Source organism: Caballeronia sp. INDeC2 (assembly GCF_023631325.1).
Taxonomy (GTDB): domain Bacteria; phylum Pseudomonadota; class Gammaproteobacteria; order Burkholderiales; family Burkholderiaceae; genus Caballeronia.
In genome coordinates this window covers 1-22,690 of record NZ_JALQDG010000051.1, presented here as the reverse complement: position 1 = coordinate 22,690, position 22,690 = coordinate 1, and the positions used below count along the sequence as shown (strand labels likewise).

The 22,690-nt window shown below is 64.6% G+C and carries 10 protein-coding genes; all 10 read right to left on the bottom strand.

Annotation, left to right across the window (positions count from 1 at the left end; all coding sequences use genetic code 11):
• Positions 1 to 83: 83 nt before the first annotated feature.
• On the bottom strand, positions 84 to 560 hold the full coding sequence (gene bfr / locus NCS28_RS32365; protein ID WP_250517858.1) for a bacterioferritin: 477 nt from the start codon (positions 558 to 560) through the stop codon (positions 84 to 86).
• A gap of 156 nt (positions 561 to 716) precedes the next feature.
• Positions 717 to 1,415 (bottom strand): MotA/TolQ/ExbB proton channel family protein, encoded by a 699-nt coding sequence (locus NCS28_RS32360; protein WP_250517934.1) that lies wholly within the window; start codon positions 1,413 to 1,415, stop codon positions 717 to 719.
• Between the two features lie 54 nt (positions 1,416 to 1,469).
• The gene (locus tag NCS28_RS32355) at positions 1,470 to 3,866 is read right to left on the bottom strand and encodes a penicillin acylase family protein (RefSeq protein ID WP_502801270.1); all 2,397 of its coding nucleotides are present in this window, start codon (positions 3,864 to 3,866) and stop codon (positions 1,470 to 1,472) included.
• Between the two features lie 10 nt (positions 3,867 to 3,876).
• Positions 3,877 to 4,692: an ATP-binding cassette domain-containing protein gene (locus tag NCS28_RS32350; RefSeq protein ID WP_250517856.1), complete on the bottom strand. Its 816-nt coding sequence runs from the start codon at positions 4,690 to 4,692 to the stop codon at positions 3,877 to 3,879.
• A gap of 7 nt (positions 4,693 to 4,699) precedes the next feature.
• The gene (gene fhuB, locus NCS28_RS32345) at positions 4,700 to 6,718 is read right to left on the bottom strand and encodes a Fe(3+)-hydroxamate ABC transporter permease FhuB (RefSeq protein WP_250517855.1); all 2,019 of its coding nucleotides are present in this window, start codon (positions 6,716 to 6,718) and stop codon (positions 4,700 to 4,702) included.
• Positions 6,711 to 7,589: an ABC transporter substrate-binding protein gene (locus NCS28_RS32340; protein WP_250517854.1), complete on the bottom strand. Its 879-nt coding sequence runs from the start codon at positions 7,587 to 7,589 to the stop codon at positions 6,711 to 6,713. The genes fhuB and NCS28_RS32340 overlap by 8 nt, the downstream gene beginning before the upstream one ends.
• A 51-nt stretch (positions 7,590 to 7,640) precedes the next feature.
• On the bottom strand, positions 7,641 to 9,308 hold the full coding sequence (locus tag NCS28_RS32335) for a cyclic peptide export ABC transporter (RefSeq protein WP_250517853.1): 1,668 nt from the start codon (positions 9,306 to 9,308) through the stop codon (positions 7,641 to 7,643).
• Positions 9,309 to 9,389: 81 nt separating this feature from the next.
• Entirely contained in the window at positions 9,390 to 11,624 is a 2,235-nt protein-coding gene (locus tag NCS28_RS32330) for a TonB-dependent siderophore receptor (RefSeq protein ID WP_250517852.1), read from the bottom strand.
• 209 nt (positions 11,625 to 11,833) lie between these two features.
• Complete coding sequence (locus tag NCS28_RS32325; protein ID WP_250517851.1) at positions 11,834 to 19,639, bottom strand: non-ribosomal peptide synthetase; 7,806 nt, start codon at positions 19,637 to 19,639, stop codon at positions 11,834 to 11,836.
• Between the two features lie 9 nt (positions 19,640 to 19,648).
• On the bottom strand, positions 19,649 to 22,690 hold a 3,042-nt coding region (locus tag NCS28_RS32320; RefSeq protein WP_250517850.1), incomplete at its 5' end, for a non-ribosomal peptide synthetase.

The following is a 22,690-nucleotide window of genomic DNA, read 5'->3' as shown; positions in this document are numbered from 1 at the left end:
CGGATACAACATCGAGTCCGGACGCTGCCCAACGATCCAGTTACTCCAGTTGTGGACATCTTGAAGCCCTTGCCTCCGAAGGCTCAACCGGGCGAACCCATGGCCGACTGCTGATAGTTCTGGATGCCCACTTTGTCCACGAGGGCAAGCTGTATCTCCAACCAGTCGATATGATCTTCGGTGTCGTCTAGGATTTCAACGAAGATCTCTCGCGACACAAAGTCCTTCACGGACTCACAGTACGTGATCGCTTCCTTGCAATGCGCCTGCGCGGATTGCTCGAGCTTCAGGTCGCATTGCAAGACTTCCTGTACATCCTCACCTATGAGAAGCTTGGCCAGATCCTGCAGGTTGGGCAGCCCGTCGAGCATGAAGATTCGCTCGATCAGTTTGTCCGCATGCTTCATTTCTTCTATCGACTCGTCATATTCGTGCTTGCCGATCGAGTCGAGACCCCAATGCTTGTAGAGGCGCGCATGCAGAAAGTATTGATTAATGGCTGTTAGCTCGTACTTCAGTTCCGCGTTCAGATACTGGATGACTTTCGGATCGCTTTGCATCTCACCCTCCTGATTCACGACGCCATGTGATTGAGGATAGACGTTTCAAACGGCCGCGACGTGAATGCTACCCGCAACGAAAATCATTTCGCTTCGCGTCTGATTTGGCAAATTCAGTTGACCGGTTTATTCTTCGGCGGCCGGGCGAGGCATATTTCACTGTCGCGCTGACGCCAGGCCTGATCCCGTGACAAAAACTGCATGTATGCCATGTGAAAAGCGATTGAGCCTTGAAATAAGGGTACCGTTCGCGCGAACGAGAGCGTTGTAGCCGAGCACGGCGGGAATTGCGACGAACAGCCCAAACGCGGTCATGATCAAAGATTCACCGACAGGTCCCGCGACCTGGTCGATCGAGGTCTGTCCCGTCACACCGATCCTGACGAGCGCGTGGTAGATGCCCCAGACGGTACCGAATAGACCGACGAAAGGCGCCGTGCTGCCGATCGATGCGAGAATCGCAAGCCCGCGCTGCATGCGCGCCGACCAATCGTCCATCGTGTCGTGCAGGCTCCTCGCGATCCAGTCAGAAACGTCGAGCCGATCATGCAAGTGCGGCTGGGACTGGTGATGAAGCTCCAGCGCCGCCTCACCCGCCAAAACAAGCGCACGAAACGGGTTGTCCCCCTTTAACACGGTGTCGGTGGCGAGTTCCCTGATATGGTCGGCAACGTCCCCGGATTGCCTAAACGCGCGCTCGGCGTTTCTCGCCAGACGTTTCAGGCGCATCACGCTCACGCCTTTGATGACAATGACCGTCCACGTAAGCACGGACATGATGAGCAATGTCAGCGCAATGCCGCGCGTCACGAAATCGCCTTGCGACCACACGTGACTCATTCCGTATGTTTCCACCGGGGCTTCCTCGAACATAGACTACCGCCGATCGCGCCGCGAAACGCCGCGAGCTCAGCGCCCGCGGCGGGCTTCGAGCACCGTCTCGCTCACGCCGGACGACGTCTCGATATCGTGCATCGAAAACGCAAACCGTAACCACGCCTTGCGCGCATAGCGCTGGGTGCCATCACGATAGTGCGGGGACACCGGATCGTCCGATTCGGAATGCGCGAGCAGCGTATCGGCATGCGGGCCGTCGTCGCCGAACCCGACCACCTGCACATAGCTGTTACCGTGCGCATCGCGATCGAGTACGAGGCCACGTTTGTCGAGGCCATGCAGCGGACACGCCACTGTGAAGTAACCCTCCGGATCGCATCCGCCGTACAACGGAATTTTTGCGCCGCCACGATCGAGCGCGTAGAGTACGTCCCCTCGCGCGGAGTCGAGCGCGAAACCGTTGCGCGTGAGTGCGACGGCTGCGGCAGCCAACGCGCGCGCAATCTCGAGATTGGCGCGCTTCAATCCGGCGGGCGTCACGAGAGGCCGCTGCGGATCGAAAGGCTCGGCGTATAGCTGCACGTCAGGGATCGCGCTCGCACGGCGCCAGAACTGATCCCACAGATTCGCGCCGCGCGCGTCGACGGCTGCCGTGCCATTCCAGTCACGCAGCACGCGACACGGCACACTCAGATCGACCACGGCAGGCTGTGCGCCCTTCTCCTTCAACTCGACCGCGCGCGGCTCGCTTCCCGGCTTGCACACCGAATCGAGCAACGGCTGACGGACAATTCGCTCGGACATCGATGTGCTGTCGAGCACGGCGCGCTCCAGCGAATCGCGCGTCGCGCCTGCGGGTTCATCGACGATCTGCGCGGCAAGCGCATGGCCGAGCCGCGTGCGCAGCGACTGTGGCGTGCCGGTCTCGCCCATCACGCGATCGAAGCCCGTGAGCGGAGTGCGCGGATTGGTCAGCCAGTAGCTGCCATTGAAGTTGCCGACATAATCGGTGTTCATGAGGCTCGGCATGCGCTCGACGGGCAGCGCGCCGGCTTGCACCGAATTACGCGCGCCCTGCCCCCAGGCGCACGCGGCGCGCGAACCGTCGAGAAACGGTACGCCCGGCGCCTTCGCGTCGAACGCACGGCCAAGCGGCGTCGTGCATGCGGCGACGAGCGAATCCGGCGCATCCGGCACTGCGCCAATATCGGCAAACCAGACACGCGGATCATTGCGTCCGATCGCAAATGTGTTGACCCAGGGCATCGCCGCGAAGCGCTTCTGAATGGACACGAACTCATCGAGCGATTTCGCCTGGTTCCACGCAAGAAAATTGGCGAAGGCGCGTGGGTTGTCGACATTCACGTCGCGTAACGCGAACGCGTGCTGAGCGCTCCAAGCGAGTTGCGGCGCCATCGACGAGAGATCGACGAGCGGACCGTAGCTTGATCGGTACAGCATACGCGTGACCGCTGCGCCATCGCGTGTCTTCACGGTTATGCGCACAGGCTGCATCGGCTCGGTCTTTCCATCGACGATGTAGCGTGTCGGATCATCGGGCGCGAGCTTCAGCTCGAACACGCCAAAACGCCGCGCGTTCGATACCGTGTGTGTCCATGCGATGTCGCCGTTGAAGCCGATCACGATCACCGGCACCGCGAGAAACGACACGCCGGCCACGTCGAGTTGTCCAGAAATCGTCAGTTGCGCCTGATAGAAGCGGTCCGGGCCGTTCCAGAACCAGTGCGGATTCCCGAAGAGCAGGCTCTTCCCGTCTCGTGTGTCCCTACCGCCGAAAGCGAGCGCGTTGCTGCCGATGCCGACGTGCCCGCCCACGTTCAGCGACACCTGCTGTTTAGGCGTTTCATCGGGTTTGCGCGCGCCCGGAGGCGCCGCATTCGCGATGCCTTCGAGAAAGCGTGCTGCGCCGCCCGCGAGGCTGAGCGCGATCAGACGGCGATACAGATCGTCGTTGCTGATGTGCCCGACCCAAGGCGCGTTCGCGCATTGCGCGTGCGCGCTGGGAAAGCGGCCGGCGTGCAGCTCGTCGACGTAGCGATCGTAGCCATCGGCGAAGCCGTCGATCAATTGACGGAGCTTCTGCGGCTGCGCGGACTTGTAGCGCTGCACGGCCGCATCGTCGGCCATCAGGCGAAAGAAGAAGTCGGAATCGAGATTGCGCGGCTGGCCAAACGACGACGGAGCCGTCGCGCGCGCATCGGAACCAAAGTTCGCGGCGCGCTCGCCGCGCCAGGTCACGAAGGAATCCGCGAGCGTACAGAGATCGTCCTGAGCCTGAGAATAGCCCACGCCATAGCCCAGACTGCCCCAATCGCCGGCGCGAATATGCGGCACACCGTCCTGGGTACGCCAGATGCTCGCGTGGTAATCCTTGTCCGATGAATCGTGTTGCAAGGCACAGCCGCACAGCAACGCGGCTGCACAAAGTGCAAAGAAGAGTCGATGCATAAGCTCGTGATCAATGCGCGAAGCTGATCGGCGTGCCGTCGCGCGGGTTCGGGACGATGCCCATTGGAATGCCATAGATGGCTTCGAGCGTATCCGCACGCATCAGATCCGCAGACGGTCCGCTTGTAAGAAGACGGCCGCCTTTCAGCGCGATGAGGTCATCGCAAAAGCGTCCCGCCATGTTGATGTCGTGCAGCACGACGACGACCGACAGGCCGCGCTTCTGGCTCAGTTCGCGCACGAGGCCGAGCACTTCGATCTGATGCGCGATATCGAGTGCGGAAATCGGCTCGTCGAGCAGCAGGCAGTCGCTGTCCTGAGCCACCAGCATGGCGAGCCACACGCGCTGACGCTCCCCGCCCGAAAGACTGTCGACGGGGCGCTCGGCGAAGCGCACCACATCGGTCAACTCCATCGCCTCCAGTACCTTCGCGCCGTCGCGCACGCCGAAACGCCCGAGCGCGCCATGCCACGGATACCGCCCGAGCGAAACGAGTTCGCGCACGGTCATCCCATCGGCGGCAGGCGGCTGCTGCGGCAGATAGGCGACCTTGCGCGCGAGCGCGCGATTCTCCCAGTCCGCAAGCGGCTTACCCGCAAAACGGATCTCGCCGGAAGTGGGCGTTTGCTGCCGCGCGAGCAGCTTGAGCAGCGTGCTCTTGCCCGACCCGTTATGACCGATGAGCCCGCACACGCGCCGCGCGGGCAGCGTGAGGCGCAGCGGATGCAGCAGCATGCGCGCGCCGAGCGAGAACGACGCGTCGTCGATCTGATAGATAAGGTGGTCGGGCGCCGGGGCGTCGTAAGTCGCGAGATTCGAGGTCATCGATAGTTCAGAGCGCGGTGCGTCCGCGCAGCATCAGCCACATGAAATAAAGCCCGCCGACGAGCGTCGCCTGCAGCCCGACCGGCACCTGATACGGAAACAGCATGTTGCGCCCGAGCCAGTCGGCGACGACCATCACCAGCGCGCCGAGGATCGCGGCGCTTGCAAGCTGCGCCGACGCACGCCGGAAGCCGAGCATGCGCGCGAGATGCGGCGCCATCAGGCCGACGAAGCTGAGCGGGCCGACCACCATCGTGGCGGCCCCTGTCAGCGCGGCGGCGAGCAGCATCAGCGCGATGCGGCTCGCGCCGAGCCCCACGCCGAGGCTGCGCGACAGCGTCTCGCCAAACGGCAGGATATCGAGCCAGCGCGCAAAGCACAGCGCCGCGGCGAGCAGCACAGCGAGCGCGGCACACGCGAACGTCGCAGCGTTGGCGGTGACGCCGTAGGTCGAGCCGGAGAGCCACGCGAGCAGATTGGTGAGACGCGGATCGCCGGTGGCGAGCAGCACGCTCACCAGTGCGCTGAACGCGGTGCCGAGCGCGACCCCGAGCAACAGCATGCGCTCCGGTGCGAAGTGATAGCGGCGACCCAGCGCGAGCATCAGGACCAGCGCGGCAAACGCGCCTGCGCCCGACGCGCCGGTCTGCAGCACACGTCCCGCTTCCGGCGCGACGAACGCGAGTGCGATCACGCCGAGCGACGCGCCCGCGGAGATCCCGAGCACTTCCGGGCTCGCCATCGAGTTGCCGGTCACACGTTGCAGGATCGCGCCTGCGACCGCGAGCATCGCGCCGGCCGCGAGCGCGACGGCCACGCGCGGCGCGCGCCAGGGCAACAGCGCATCGAAGCCGGCGCCGTGCGCCCACGTCCAGCCGTCCGGGGAGCCGCCCAGCGTCAATCCGAGCGCGACAGCCACCGCGAGCAGCACGATGCCGAGCGCGATCCAGCGCGGCAGATGCACCCGCCGGAACCCGACCGTTCCCGCCGACAGATCGACCGTATCGGGCAGCGCGGGCAGACGCGGCAGCAGCCAGAACACGAAGGGCGCGCCGACGAGCGACATCACCGCGCCGGTCGGCAAGCCGGTGCGCCCGCCGGGGATCATCTGCACGAGTTCGTCGGTGATCCATAACAGGGCCGCACCGAACAGCGGCGCCCACACGAGGCGCGAGCGAAAACGCCGTGCGCCTGCGAGTCGCACGACGAGTGGCGCGAGCATGCCGAGAAAGCCGATGACGCCGACCGACGCCACCACCGATGCGCTCAGGAACACGCCCAGCGCGAGCGCCGCAAAGCGCACCACGCGCAGCGACACGCCGAGCGACTGAGCGCCGGCATCGGTGAGCGACATCATCGTGAGCGGCCGCACGAGCATGGCCGCGAGCACCGCGCCGACGGCGAGATGCGGCAGCAGCGTGCGCGGCGCGTCCCAGTTGTTCTGCGACAGCGACCCCGCGCTCCACATGAAGAGCGATTGCAGCGTCTCGCGATGAAACAGCGTGAGCACCGCGCCGAGCGAGCCGCAATAGAACGTGACGATGAGCCCCGCGAGAATCAGCGCGACCGGCGCGAGCCGACGCCGCCACGAGAGCGCGAGCACGAGCAGCACGGACGCGACCGCGCCGGCGAGCGCGACCCATTCCTGCCCGCCGAAAAGCCACTGCGGCGCGAACAGCGTCGCGACCGTGAGTGCGAGCGATGCGCCCGCCGACACGCCGAGCGTCGTCGGTTCGGCGAGCGGATTGCGCAGCACTTGCTGGAAGATCGCGCCCGCGAGCGCAAGCTGCGCACCGCCGAGCAGACACACGGCGATGCGCGACACGACGCTTTCATGCACGACGATCTGCCGCAGATCACGCAGGTCGGGATCGACGAGCGCGCGCCACCACAGGTTCGTGGGCAGAAGCTGGGCGAAGTGGCGTAGCGACAGCGCGAACGCGCAGCCGGTCAGCACAGCGACGAGCCACGCGGGATGCATGTGGAAACGGCGCGGCGCGGCGTTCATGGCAACGGTCTCAGCCACGTGCGCCGCTCCCGCTGTGCGTTGTCGCGACAAGCCCCTGCGTGAGGCCATCGGCGCACTGGATCGCGCACGAGGCCGCGCCGTAGGTGAAAAAGCCCGGCAGCGGGTGGAAGCGCCCCTGCGCGATGAAGGGCAAGCTGCGCCATAGCGGGCTGCGCACCAGGTTCGAGAGCGCGATCCGGTCTCGCGCGCCGTGGCTGATGTAGAACATCTGCGCATCGGCCATCGGAGCGAGATCCTCGACGGTGAGCAGCACCCAGCCGGCGTCGGTGTCGCCGCGCCACGCGTTGGCGATCTTCAGCCGCGTCATGACGTCGTGAATCATGCTGTTGGGTCCATAAACGAAAAAGCGGCGGCCGTCGTCGTAGAGATCGACGACGAGCACAGGCGGCACGTCGAGCGTCGCAATCGTCGCGGCGCGCGTGGCGAGATGCCGGTCGACCTCATCGAGATAGGCGCGCGCTTGTGCCAGCCGATCAAGGCGCGCAGCGAGCCGTGCGGTTTCCTCGACCGCGCGCGCGAGCGGCTTGCCGCGCTGCGCATCGTAGATATCGATCGTGAATGTCGGCGCGATGCGTTGCAGTTGCGCTTCGACATTCGACTGGTCTTGATCGAGCACGATGAGATCCGGCTTGAGCTGCGCGAGCAGTTCGAGATTCGGCTCGCTGTGCGATCCGAGTTCGATCACGCCCGGCGGCATCGGTGGCAGCGCGCCGACTTCCGGATAGCTGTCGAGCTCGGTGAGCGCGATCGGGGACGCGCCGATGGACGCGAGAATCTGCGCGCCCGCCCAGCTCAGCGATGCGACGCGCGACGGCGCACCCGCGTGCGCACGCGTTGCCAACGGCAGACACGCGAGCGCGCCCAACACGCGGCGACGTCGCGGGTTCTGCGGGGAATGACAAGTCTTCACTGCGCGGTGTTATCCCAGCGAAACGCGTTCCCGCGCGTGACCCGCACCGTGCTCATGGGCGAACTGCTCACCGCGCCCTTCCTCGACGAGCTGACCGTAATCGAGCTTCATATAGCGGTCGGCAAGATGGAAGTAGCGGTCGTCGTGCGAAATGACGAGCACCGTCTTGCCCTGCGCCTTCAGATCCGGCAGCAGCCGGCGATAAAACACATCCTTGAAGACCGGGTCCTGATCGGCGGCCCATTCGTCGAACACATAGAACGGGCGGTCCTCCAGATAGGTGACGAGGAGCGCAAGACGCTTTCTCTGCCCTTGCGAGAGATCGGTGGTCGAGAACACGCCCTTCTCGATCTTCACCTTGTGATCCAGATGCAGCGCTTCGAGCAACGCATGCGCACGCGCGTCGAGGCCGTCGAGCTTCAGCCCATGCAGCGCTTCGAATAGATAGAAGTCGCTGAAGACAACCGAGAAATGCTGCCGGTAGATATCGCGCTCCGCTTCGCCGACGGGCTTGCCGTTGAGCAGAATGCGGCCCCCCTCGGGCGCATAGAGACCGACGAGCATCTTCGCGAGCGTGGTCTTGCCGCTGCCGTTGCCGCCGATCAGAAAGACCAGTTCGCCCGGCACGAAGGAAAGATCGATCGGCCCGAGCGTGAACACTTCATCCTCGCGCTCGCGGTAATAGCGATGCGTGACGCCTTCCAGCACGACGCTGTCGAACGCGGTGGCTTCGCTGGCGGGCAGGGTATTTTCGGGCGGCAGGTCGGCGTTGATCGCATTGATGCGCTCGATCGCAACCTTCGCCGAGCTGATGCTCGGCAACGCGGAGAGCAGCCCTTCGATCGGCATGATCATGTAGAGGAAGATCATCGCGTAGCCGGACATCACCGGCCCCTGCACCGGATAAAAGCGCGTGAGCAGAAACAGCACGCAGCCGATGAACGCGAAAAAGATGAAGCTGCCCCAGCTTGCTGCGGCCGCATACAGCACGTAGCCCCGCGTTCTCTGCACGCGCACGGCTTCGACATTGGTCGCGAGCGTGTCGTCGATGAACGCTTCCTTGCGTTGACGATGCAGCTTCAGTTCCTTCGCGCCGTCGAAGAGCGCGCGGAAATACTTGACGAGGTCGTCTTCACGGCGGCGCGAGGCGCGCAAATGGAACTCCGCGCGCGTGTTCGCAAGATGAAAGCCCAGCGAACCGAGAAAGATCGTGACGAGCGCGAACAGCAGGATCTGCCACGACAGGTAGCCGAGATACATCAGGCAACCCGCGATGACCGCGCCCTGCATCGCGAGATTCGGCAGGCTCACGAAAAACACGACGATGGAGTCGAGATCGGCGGTCAGCACCGACAACGCGCGGGCCGCGCCCTGCTTCTCCAGATGCTGAAACGACGCCGCGCCGATGCGCCGGATCGTGCCCATGCGCAGCGTCGCCTTGGCGTTCTGGCCGAGCTTCATGAAGAGTGTCGACGACACCGCTCGCGTGACGAGCACCAGAACGCTGAGCGCCAGGAACTTCAGACCGAGCTCGCCGAGCGTCTCGCGCGACGCGCCGAGCGCCTGATTGATGAGCGCGACGAGCCCCGCGCTTGCGAGGCCGCTGATGACGCTCGTGACCATCGCGACAAGCAGGGTCGAGCGCGAATTGCGGATCAAATACCAGATTAGCGACATCCATGCTCTCCTTCTGATGCCGGCAACCTGCGCCGGCCTCGAGTATTCAACTGCGAGGCTGCCATGCGCGAAGCACGCAGATTACCACTGATACGTCGCGCGTCCGATCACGCTGCGGCGCAGGCCATAGCTGCAGTACGTATCACTCTGACAGTTCACATAGATACGATCGAACAGGTTCTGCGCATTGACCGAGAAACGCCAGTGCGGAATGTCGTAATGCAGCGCGGCATCGACGAGCGTGGTCGAAGCGAGCTTCAGCGTATTCGCCTGATCGCCGAACTGCGAGCCGATATAACGAATGCCGCCGCCGAAGCCAAGCCCTTTGAGCGGCCCCGTCTGCAAGGTCTTGTCGAGCCAGAGGCTTGCCATGTTGTGCGGCACGTTCGCCGCACGATTGCCCGCGTAGCCCTGATCGCTGTCGGTGATCTTGCCGTCCATGTACGTATAGGCGGCGGTGAGCGAAAGACCGCTGCCGAGGTCCGCGACGCCCGACAATTCGACGCCGCGCACGCGCACGCCGCCCGTTTGCACGACGAAGTTGCCGTCCGGGTGATCGAAGTCCGGCTCGACGACATTCTTCTGCTTGATGTTGTACAGCGACAGCATCGCGAAGCTCTTCTGGTTCTTCGGCTGGAACTTGACGCCCACTTCGACGCTCTGCCCCGTCGTCGGCTTGAGCGCCGAACCGTCGAAGGTCGTGCCCAAGCCCGGCTGGAACGAAGTCGCGTAGTTCACATAGGGCGCGAAGCCGCTGTCGAACAGATAGACGAGACCCGCGCGGTACGTGAAGCGGTTCGCGTCGTTGTCCTGCGTGTTCGTCCCGGCGACGTTGTCGTACTGCTTCGTGCTGGTCCAGTCCTGCCGCACGCCGAGGGTCGCCACGAGCTTGCCGAAGCGGATCTGATCCTGTGCATAAAGGCCGACCTGATTTAGCGTGTCGTGCACGCTGAAGTCCGGCGCATCCGGCAACACGATGCTGCTCGCGCCGCTATACACCGGTGCGTAGGCGTTGATCGACGGCACTTCGAGCGCATCGAGCTCGTCCCAGCTATCCAGCGAGCGCGTGTAGTCGAGACCTACGAGCACCGTATGCTCGACCGGCCCCGTGCCGAACTTGAACTGCGCCTGGTTGTCGACGGAGAAGACGTTGGAGCTGGCACGTGCCGCGTACGCATAGCGGTCGAGCGTCTGCAGATCGTCTTCGAGGCCGGCATCGCCGACGATCTTCTGGTTGAGGTGGGTATGCGAGTAACGCAGATTCTGGCGCACGGTGAGGATATCGCTGAAGCGATGTTCCAGTTCGTAGCCGATCGCCTCGTCCGTGCGGCGATATTCGTTGAACTGCGGTTCGCCGAGGAACGTGCCCGTGCCGATGCGTCCGAACGGACTGCCGTACAGCGTGCCGATGGCAGGCAAGTCGACGTTCTGACGCCCGGTGTCGCGATAGCTGAAGTGCGAGAGCAGCGTGAAGGTCGTGTCGGCGTTCGGTTTCCACGTCAGCGCGGGCGCCACGAAAATGTGCTTGTCCTGCACGAAAGCGGTCTGGGTGCTTTCGCTGCTCGAATCGGCGGTGAAGCGATAAAGCAGCGTGCCGTCCTTGTTCACTGGACCGGATAGATCGACGCGCCCGCCGATGAGCCCGCGGCTGCCCACTTCGATGGACGCTTCATGCAGCGGATCGGCGGTCGGCCGCTTGCTGACGAGGTTCACCATACCGCCCGGAATGTTCTGACCGTACAGCACGGACGCAGGCCCGCGCAACACGTCGATGCGTTCGAGACCGTACGTGTTGTAGGTCGGCGAGAGCACAGTGAAGAAAGTCTGGGTCGAAAGGCCGTCGACGAAAGGCATCGTCTGCTGGAAGCCGCGCACGGTGTAGTAGTCGACCGTTGTGTCCAGGCCGCCGAACTGCTCGCCGACCACGCCGGGCGTGTAGCGCAGCGCTTCGCCCACCGTTTGCGCGGCTTGCGCCTGGATCTGGTCCGCGGTGATGACCGATATCGACTGCGGCGTCTCGACGATTGGCGTATCGGTCTTCGTGCCCGTGCCGCTGCGCCTCGCCACGTAGCCATCGACGGGACTCGTCGCGGTTTCGTTCTCGCGCTCGCCCGTGACGATCACCGGATTGAGTTGCTGATTCGCACCGCCAGGATTCGAGGGCTGCGCGGTCTGAGGCGCTGCCGGATCGATGCCAGAACCCGCGCTCTGCGCATGCGCGGCGCCGCCAAACAGGACGAGCGCGGCGATTGTGATATTGCGCTTGCGCAAGCCTCGCGCGATGTGCGCCTGATTGGCCCGCTCTCCTCTTGCCATGACGTTCTTATGCCTGCGCGCTTTCATGCCCAGCCTTTCTTTTCAAATAACTTACATTAATGAAGTCATCGCGGCCTCAATGGAAGCTAACGTGCCGCGAAAACGGATAGAAATGCTCGGAAAACACCCGCGGCGACTATAACCGAGGAGCGCCCTTACTTGCAAATGATTCGCATTTAATCGAGGAATCTGTTGCTTCATGACTTCGCTCAAAGCGCCGAAATCAAGTCGAGCATCGAGGCCGCATCAGCTGCATTCCGATCGTTCGTGCCTTGCGCGTCCTGCAGCGTCCTCGCCACGTCATGCAGCGGGCGATTGCTCATCAGCACGGGCAAGGGCGCTTCGATGCCTCTACGACGAAGCGCGGCCTGCACCTGCATTGCGGCAAGCGAATCGCCACCCAGCGTGAAGAACGTGTCGTGACGACCTACGCGCGGCGCGTGCAGAACATCACTCAAAGCCTGCGCGAGCGCCTGCTCGAATTCGCCTGCCGGCGGCTCGAACGGGCGTTCGTCGTCGTGCGCCTCGTCGAGCGGCAGGCGCTGCCGATCGATCTTGCCGGCGGGATTCAACGGCATCGCGTCAAGCACCGTGAGCGTCGCGGGCACCATGTAATCGGGCAGCTCGGCCGCGAGACGCGCGCGCAGATCGGTCGCGCTGGCATCGGCCTTGACGAAGGCGGCGAGCCGCGTCATGCCCGCCGTCGCATGCGCGACCACCACGGCTTCCTGAACGTCGGGCATGCGCAGCAGATGCGCCTCGATTTCGCCCGGCTCCACGCGATAGCCGCGTACCTTGACCTGATGATCGACGCGTCCGAGATAGTCGAGCTCGCCGCGCGCGTTCCAGCGCACGATGTCGCCCGTCCGATACAGCCGGCCGCCACACGCCGAGAAGGGATCGGGAATAAAGCGCTCGGCGGTCGTCGCGGGTCTGCCGCAATAGCCGCGCGCGAGCAATTCGCCGCCGATGTGAAGCTCGCCCGCGACGCCGACAGGTACCGGTGCGAGTCCTGCATCGAGCACGGCGACGCGGCGGCCGTCGAGCGGCGTGCCGATCGGTATGCGTGCAGGCGCATCGGCGATCTCGCGCAGATACGGCGCGCAATCGAATGCAATCGCGGTGACGGTGGCTTCGCTCGGGCCGTACATGTTGACCAGTTCGATGTGCCCGAGCCCCGCCGCCTTCCATGCGCGCACGCCGTCGCCGTACATCGCTTCACCGCCCACCTGAACGCGTCGCAGCGTCGCCAGCGCATCGCGTGCGCGCGCGTCGTTCGCGAAATCGAGCGCGAGCGTGCTCCAATACGCGGTCGTGAGATCGGCGATCGTGATGCGATGGGCCTCGACCTCGCGCAGAAAGCGCGCGCTGTCCCACAATGCGTCGTCGCGCAGCACGACTGCCGCGCCCGCGCACAGCGCGGGGAAAAGCTGATCGACGAACGCGTCGAAGCTGAAGGTCGAGAACTGCAGCACGCGGTCGTCGCACTGTATGCGCGACAGCTTCGTCGCGGCCTGCGTGTGCTGCGCGAGCGCCGCGTGCGATATCTCGACGCCCTTCGGCTCGCCGGTCGATCCCGACGTGTAGATGACGTACGCGAGCTGCGTCCCGTTCACGGCGATGGCGGGAGCCGCGTCGGGAAAGCGCTCGCCGCAGCGCGCGACATCGAGCGCGATGAGCCCGTCGAGCGACGCCGCCCCTGTCGCCATCGCTGACGCTGATGTCAGCACGATGCGCACGCCGCTATCGCGCACCATGTAGGCCAGCCGGTCGGCCGGATACGAAGGATCGAGCGGCACATAGGCGGCGCCGGACTTCAACACGCCGAGCAGCGCGACGATCATGTCGATGGAACGGGCGAGCGCGATGCCGACGCGCGATTCCGCACCGGCGTCATGCGCGTGCAGCGCATGCGCGACGCGATTCGCGCGAGCTTCGAGTTCGCCGTAGCTGATCGATTCCGCGCCCGCCACCAGTGCGCAGGCGTCGGGGTATATCCGCGCGATGGCCGCGATGCGTTCATGCACCGGCGTCGCGTCGAGCGCTTGCGCGCTGCCTTGCCCGATGCGCTGCAATTGCGTGAGTTCGCTTGCATGGAGCATCGGAACATCGGCGAGCGCGCGCGACGGGTCGAACGCGAGTGCGTCGAGCAGATTCGACAGATGCCGCGCGATACCGGCGATGCTCGCTTCATCGAATGCATCGTGCGCGAAGGAAAAGTCGATGCGCAATCCGGCATCGGACGTGCCGGCACGCTGCGTGATGGATACCGTGAGCGGATAGCTCGTCTGCTCGCGCGCGCGGATTCCCGAGAACGCGAGGCCGCCGTGCGCTGCGCCACGCAAGGCGTCGTCGAGCGGATAGTTCTCGAACACCAGGATGGTGTCGAACAGCGCCTGGCCGCCCTCCAGCCGCGCGAGACGCTGGATCTCGTACAACGCGACATGTTCGTGCTCGCGCGATGCGAGACTCTGGCGCTGAATCGCGTCGAGCCACTGCGCGACGCTCACGTTCGGCTCCGGCGATGCGACCACGGGAACCGTGTTGATGAAAAGCCCGACCATCTTTTCGACGCCTTCGAGCGCTTCGGGCCGACCCGCCACGGTCGCGCCGAAGCTCACGGTGCGCGCGCCGGTATAGCGCTGCAACAGCATGAGCCATGCGGCCTGCACGAGCGTGTTCAGCGTTACGCGCTGACGCATCGCGAAGCGCGTGAGACGCGCGGTACGTGCGGCGTCGAGCGTCAACGGCAGATCGCCGAAGGACGCATCGGCACTCGCCGGCGGACGCGGCAGCGACGCGGCCAGATGCGTCGGTCCTTCGAGCGGCGCAAGCAGCGTATGCCACCAGCCGTCCGCTTCCGCTCGCGCCGCATCCCGCGCTTGCAGCCACGCAATGAAGTCGCGATACCGGCGCGGCTTCGCATCGACGCTTGCGCCTTCGTAGAGGCGCAGCACGTCGGCGAGCACCTGCGCCATGCTCCAGCCGTCGAGCAGCGCATGATGAAACGTCCACACCAGGTGATGCCGGCGCTCGCCCGTGCGCACCAGTGCGATGCGCATGAGCGGCGGCCGCACGATATCGAAGCCCTGAGCGAGTTGCGCATGTGCCAGCGCATCGAGTGCGGCCTCCAGCGCTTCGCGACCGCGCCAGTCTTCTTCGATGACGGGCAGGCTCGCAGCGCGCGCGACCCATTGGCGCGGCGCGTCATCGAGCTGGATGAAGCCCGTGCGCAGCGCGTCGTGGCGCGCGACGACCGTCTCCCACGCGGCGAGGAAGCGCGCGCAAACGAGGCCGTCGATATCGACGCGCAACTGATTTACATACGCGTGCGCCTGCGCGCCGAGGAGGCTGTGGAATACGATGCCCGTCTGCATCGGCGCGAGCGGATAGACATCGGCGATGTTCGCCGGATCGAGCGGCAATGCATCGAGCGTGGCCTGATCGAGCGCGGCGAGCGGCACGTCGGAAGACGTGATGCCGCGCGCGCCGCTGGTGCAATGCGCGATCAACGCGTGCAACTCGGTTTCGAAGTCGCGCGCGAGGCGTTCGAGCGTCGCCGCATCGTAACGATTGCCCTCGCGATGCAGCAAGGTCATCGACAGCTCCCCGTCCATCACCTGCGCGAGGATTTCGAGCGCGTGAGCAGGCACGGCCTGCTCGCTCTGCGACGCGCCCGTCTGTTCGCACGCGCGGCGCCATTGCGATTCAGCGCTGAGTGCACCGCCGAACTGACCCAGATAGTTGAAGACGACGTCGCTATTGCCCGCATCGCCGAGTGCTGCCCGTTGAGCGTCATCGCCGAGATACTTCAACATGCCGAAGCCTAGGCCCGCGTCGGGCACGGCGCGCAAGGTTTCCTTCACGCGCTTGATCGTGGATGCCGGATCGGCGGCGGTGCGCAACACGACCGGATAGAGCGACGTGAACCAGCCGACGGTGCGGCTCAGGTCGGCATCGCCAAGATGCGCCTGGCGTCCGTGGCCTTCGAGGTCGATGCGCAGCGCATCGACGGCGGCGAAGCGGCACAGCACGCGCGCCGTCGCCGCGAGCAGCAGGTCGTTGATCTGCGTGCGGTAGGCGGCGTGCGCGTCCTGCTGCAGGCGGCGGGTCATGTCGCGGTCCAGCGTTGCGGTTGCGCGCACGGACGCGGGCGCATCGTTCCCTGCGCGCGGCAGCGTTGCGGGAACGCCTGTCACATCGCGCCAGTAGTCGAGCTGTGCAGCGAATGACGGCCAGCGCGCGGCCGCTTGCACAGTGCGCGCGAACGCGCGGTATGAAGTGGTGCGCGGCGGCAACGCGATCGCCCGGCCGGCTGCCAACTGGGCGCAGGCGAGCTGAAGATCGTCGAGCAGGATGCGCCACGAGACGCCATCCACCGCCAGGTGATGGATGACGACGAAGAGTCGCCACGTGCCGTCATCGATCGACATGACGACAGCGCGAATCAGCGGGCCCTCTTCGAGGTCGAGGCTTCGTTGCGCCTCGTCGCACAGGCGTTCGATATCACGCTTGCGGACCGCATCGGCGATGCAGAGTATCGACACGGATTCGGACTCAGTATGGCGCTGAAGCCAAGTACCCGCGCGCGTGTGCTCGAAGCGCAGCCGAAGGCTGTCGTGATGCACGACGAGCGCTCGAAGCGCCGCCTCGAGATGCGCGAGATCGGGCTTCGCCGCGCGTTCCAGCAACACCGACTGGTTCCAGTGCTGTCGCGAAGGCATCGACTGATCGAAGAACCACGACTGGATCGGCAGGAGCGCGAACGGCCCGTCGGTGTCGTCGGTTTGCTGTGTTTGTTCCTGCGGTAATTCGCTCGCGACGGCGGCTAGTTGCGCGACCGTCTGATGCTCGAAGACCTGACGCGCGCTCAGCATCCATCCAGCCTGACGCGCGCGCGCCACGATCTGCAAACCGAGAATCGAATCGCCGCCCAGCTCGAAGAAGTTATCGTTCCGGCCGATGCGTTCGACCCCGAGCAACTCGGACCAGATCGCCGCGAGTTGCGTTTCGAGTGCGCCTTGCGGCGCTTCCCATTGCGCTTCATCCACCTCCGCCGACGGTGCGGGCAGCGTCTTGCGGTCCACCTTGCCGTTCGCGTTCAGCGGTAAAGCTTCCAGCACCACGATGCGCCACGGCACCATGTAGTCCGGCAGCGTCGTCGCGAGTTGCGCCTTCGCGTGCTGCACATCGAATGATGCGTCGCTCGTCACGTAAGCGATCAACTTGCCCTCGCGTGCTATCACCACGGCTTCTCGCACGTGCTCCAGTTGCGCAAGCCGCGCTTCGATCTCGCCCAATTCGATGCGCAATCCGCGCAGCTTTACCTGATGATCGAGACGCCCCAGATAATCGAGCACGCCATCCGCGCGCCAGCGCACCAGATCGCCCGTGCGATACAGACGCGCACCTGGCTCACGCGCGAACGGATCGGCGACGAAACGCTCCGCCGTCAAACCGGGTCGGCCAAGATAGCCGCGTGCAAGGCCCGCACCGCCCAGATACAACTCGCCTGCCACCCCGCGCGGCACCGGCTCCATGCGCTCATCGAGCACCCAGGTTTGGGTGTGCGCGATCGGCGCGCCGATCGGCACCGCTTTCCCTTCTTCACGACAGCGCCATGCGGTGACATCGATCGCCGCTTCGGTAGGACCGTACAGGTTGTGTAACTCGACGCTGGGCAAGCGTTCGAACACCTTGCGTTGCAGTTCATCGGGCAAGGCCTCGCCGCTGCATATGATCTGGCGCAGCGTGCATCGCGCCGCGTGCTCGCTGTCGATGAACGCCTGCAGCATCGACGGCACGAAATGCAGCGTGCTGACCTCGTGACGCACGATGGTGTCGGCCAGTTGCAACGGATCGCGATGCGCGCCCGGTGCGGCGATCGCCAGACGCGCGCCCACCATCAGCGGCCAGAAGAACTCCCACACCGAAACGTCGAAACTGAACGGCGTCTTCTGCAACACGGTTTCGCCGCGCTGCAATGGATACGCCTGCTGCATCCACGTCAGACGATTGAACAGCGCATCGTGACGATTGCCCACGCCCTTCGGACGCCCCGTCGAGCCTGAGGTGAAGATCACGTAGGCGAGGTTCGCGCCGTGCAGTCGGACGCCGGGATTGCGTGCGTCTTCGTGGCTTGCGTCGAGCGTGACGTGTCTCACGCCTTCGACTTCAGGCAGGGTGATTCCGGACTGACACAGCGCGAGTTGAATACCGCCGTCCTGCTGCATCGCTTCGAGCCGATCCGCCGGATAGGAAGGATCGAGCGGCACATACGCGGCACCGGCTTTCGCGATCGCGAACAGCGCGACGACGAGTTCGATCGATCGTTCAGCCGCGATGCCAACCTTCGATTCGACGCTTACGCCTTGTGCAATGAGCGAATGCGCGAGTGCATTTGCGCGGGCATTGAGTTCGCCATAGCTCACCGGCGTATCGCCGAAGACCAGCGCAATGTCATCGGGATAGCTCGCCGCGTGTCGTTCGAAGCCGCGAAACACCGGTTCCGCGTGTTCGTAACGTTGCGCGTTGCGACTCCATCCTTCGATCTCGTCGCGCTCCGCATCGCCTAGCAGCGGCACGGCGCTTACAGGCTGCGTTCCTTGAACAACCGCACGAAGCATCGCCTGATAGTGCTCGGCCATGCGCGCGATCGTATCTGCTTCGAACAACTCCCGCGCATAGCTCAATTCAAGCGACATCGATCCGTCGCTCTCCTCGCGTGTGTCGAGCAGCAGTTCGAACTGCGCCATCTGCGCGGGCAGCGCATACGGCTCGATCTCCAGCGACGGCAGACGCTGCAACACGCGCCAGTCGCGTCGCTGATGATTGAACATCACCTGGAACAGCGGCGTGTGCGCAAGGCTTCGCTCGGGACGCAGTGCATCGATCAGCGCATCGAAGGGCAGGTCCTGATGCGCCTGCGCGCCCAGGGTCGCTTCACGCACTTGCGCGAGCAACGTCTCCGTGCTTGTCGCGGCATCGATACGGCTTTGCAGCACCTGCGTGTTCACGAAGAACCCGATCAGCCCTTCCGTTTCCACGCGATGACGGTTCGCCACCGGCACACCCGCGCGCACCGTCTGCTGTCCCGTGTAGCGATAAAGCAGCGCGTGGAAGGCGGCGAGCAGCACCATGAACGGCGTCATCGCGCTTTGCTGCGCGCGCACGCGAACCGCTTCGGCGAGCGCGGCGGGCACGCTCACCCGATAGCGTCCCGCGTGATACGCCGCCTGCGCCGGACGCGGTGCATCGGTGGGCAGAGCAAGCACCGGATGTTCATCGCCGAGTGTGGCGCGCCAGTAGCTCAGTTGCCGGTCGCGCTCGCCCGCGTCGAGCCAGTCGCGTTGCCACGCGGCATAGTCGGCGTATTGAACGGGCAATGCTGCGAGCTTCGATGCTTCACCCAAGGTCTGAGCGCGATAGTGCGATACCAGTTCATCAAGCAGCACCTGCATCGACCAGCCATCCGAGACGATGTGATGCATCGCCAGCGCGAGCAGATGATCGTCTTCACTCGCGCTGAACAACGCGATGCGCAGCAGCGGGCCTTCGCGCAGATCGAACGGTTCGGCGGCAAATGCGCGCGCGGCTGCATCGACCTCCGCATCCGAAATCGTCGCTTCACGCCAATCCAACCCGCTCTGCGAATCGACCCATTGCTCGACGCGCCCACTGACATCCGCGACGAAACGCGTGCGCAGCGTCTCGTGACGCGCGACGATCGCCTCGAAGCTCGCGCGCAATGCTGCGCGATCCACCGGCCCACGCAAACGCAAGCCACCCGCCACGTGATACGCGCTGCTCTCGGGCGACAACTGCCACAGGAACCATTGACGCTGCTGCGCGAACGAAACCGGAAGCGCGTCGGGGGCCGCTCTTTCGCGCGCGAGAATCGGTAGTTGCGCGGGCGTAACGCCCTCCTCGACCATCTTTTGCCAGAAGAGCCGGCGCTTGTCCTGCGGGAGTTCGATGAAGCGGCGCGCGATGCGCGTAGCCTTGTCCTTATCCATGAGTCGTGCTCAAAGGGTGTCGAGGAAGGTGTCGAGTTCGTCCAGCGCCTGATCGCCCGGGCTTCGGTCGCGCGCGCTTTCGATCGCCTGCGCAAGCGCCCCCAGCGATGCCGCATCGAACAGCACGGCAAGCGCGAGGCTCGCGTTCAATTCGAGACCGATGCGCGCATTCAGCCGCACGGCCATCAACGAATTGCCGCCCAGCTCGAAGAAGTTATCGTTCCGGCCGATGCGTTCGACCCCGAGCAGCTCGGACCAGATCGCCGCGAGTTGCGTTTCGAGTGCGCCTTGCGGCGCTTCCCATTGCGCTTCATCCACCTCCGCCGACGGTGCGGGCAGCGTCTTGCGGTCCACCTTGCCGTTCGCGTTCAGCGGTAAAGCTTCCAGCACCACGATGCGCCACGGCACCATGTAGTCCGGCAGCGTCGTCGCGAGTTGCGCCTTCGCGTGCTGCACATCGAATGATGCGTCGCTCGTCACGTAAGCGATCAACTTGCCCTCGCGTGCTATCACCACGGCTTCTCGCACGTGCTCCAGTTGCGCAAGCCGCGCTTCGATCTCGCCCAATTCGATGCGCAATCCGCGCAGCTTTACCTGATGATCGAGACGCCCCAGATAATCGAGCACGCCATCCGCGCGCCAGCGCACCAGATCGCCCGTGCGATACAGACGCGCACCTGGCTCACGCGCGAACGGATCGGCGACGAAACGCTCCGCCGTCAAACCGGGTCGGCCAAGATAGCCGCGTGCAAGGCCCGCACCGCCCAGATACAACTCGCCTGCCACCCCGCGCGGCACCGGCTCCATGCGCTCATCGAGCACCCAGGTTTGGGTGTGCGCGATCGGCGCGCCGATCGGCACCGCTTTCCCTTCTTCACGACAGCGCCATGCGGTGACATCGATCGCCGCTTCGGTAGGACCGTACAGGTTGTGTAACTCGACGCTGGGCAAGCGTTCGAACACCTTGCGTTGCAGTTCATCGGGCAAGGCCTCGCCGCTGCATATGATCTGGCGCAGCGTGCATCGCGCCGCGTGCTCGCTGTCGATGAACGCCTGCAGCATCGACGGCACGAAATGCAGCGTGCTGACCTCGTGACGCACGATGGTGTCGGCCAGTTGCAACGGATCGCGATGCGCGCCCGGTGCGGCGATCGCCAGACGCGCGCCCACCATCAGCGGCCAGAAGAACTCCCACACCGAAACGTCGAAACTGAACGGCGTCTTCTGCAACACGGTTTCGCCGCGCTGCAATGGATACGCCTGCTGCATCCACGTCAGACGATTGAACAGCGCATCGTGACGATTGCCCACGCCCTTCGGACGCCCCGTCGAGCCTGAGGTGAAGATCACGTAGGCGAGGTTCGCGCCGTGCAGTCGGACGCCGGGATTGCGTGCGTCTTCGTGGCTTGCGTCGAGCGTGACGTGTCTCACGCCTTCGACTTCAGGCAGGGTGATTCCGGACTGACACAGCGCGAGTTGAATACCGCCGTCCTGCTGCATCGCTTCGAGCCGATCCGCCGGATAGGAAGGATCGAGCGGCACATACGCGGCACCGGCTTTCGCGATCGCGAACAGCGCGACGACGAGTTCGATCGATCGTTCAGCCGCGATGCCAACCTTCGATTCGACGCTTACGCCTTGTGCAATGAGCGAATGCGCGAGTGCATTTGCGCGGGCATTGAGTTCGCCATAGCTCACCGGCGTATCGCCGAAGACCAGCGCAATGTCATCGGGATAGCTCGCCGCGTGTCGTTCGAAGCCGCGAAACACCGGTTCCGCGTGTTCGTAACGTTGCGCGTTGCGACTCCATCCTTCGATCTCGTCGCGCTCCGCATCGCCTAGCAGCGGCACGGCGCTTACAGGCTGCGTTCCTTGAACAACCGCACGAAGCATCGCCTGATAGTGCTCGGCCATGCGCGCGATCGTATCTGCTTCGAACAACTCCCGCGCATAGCTCAATTCAAGCGACATCGATCCGTCGCTCTCCTCGCGTGTGTCGAGCAGCAGTTCGAACTGCGCCATCTGCGCGGGCAGCGCATACGGCTCGATCTCCAGCGACGGCAGACGCTGCAACACGCGCCAGTCGCGTCGCTGATGATTGAACATCACCTGGAACAGCGGCGTGTGCGCAAGGCTTCGCTCGGGACGCAGTGCATCGATCAGCGCATCGAAGGGCAGGTCCTGATGCGCCTGCGCGCCCAGGGTCGCTTCACGCACTTGCGCGAGCAACGTCTCCGTGCTTGTCGCGGCATCGATACGGCTTTGCAGCACCTGCGTGTTCACGAAGAACCCGATCAGCCCTTCCGTTTCCACGCGATGACGGTTCGCCACCGGCACACCCGCGCGCACCGTCTGCTGTCCCGTGTAGCGATAAAGCAGCGCGTGGAAGGCGGCGAGCAGCACCATGAACGGCGTCATCGCGCTTTGCTGCGCGCGCACGCGAACCGCTTCGGCGAGCGCGGCGGGCACGCTCACCCGATAGCGTCCCGCGTGATACGCCGCCTGCGCCGGACGCGGTGCATCGGTGGGCAGAGCAAGCACCGGATGTTCATCGCCGAGTGTGGCGCGCCAGTAGCTCAGTTGCCGGTCGCGCTCGCCCGCGTCGAGCCAGTCGCGTTGCCACGCGGCATAGTCGGCGTATTGAACGGGCAATGCTGCGAGCTTCGATGCTTCACCCAAGGTCTGAGCGCGATAGTGCGATACCAGTTCATCAAGCAGCACCTGCATCGACCAGCCATCCGAGACGATGTGATGCATCGCCAGCGCGAGCAGATGATCGTCTTCACTCGCGCTGAACAACGCGATGCGCAGCAGCGGGCCTTCGCGCAGATCGAACGGTTCGGCGGCAAATGCGCGCGCGGCTGCATCGACCTCCGCATCCGAAATCGTCGCTTCACGCCAATCCAACCCGCTCTGCGAATCGACCCATTGCTCGACGCGCCCACTGACATCCGCGACGAAACGCGTGCGCAGCGTCTCGTGACGCGCGACGATCGCCTCGAAGCTCGCGCGCAATGCTGCGCGATCCACCGGCCCACGCAAACGCAAGCC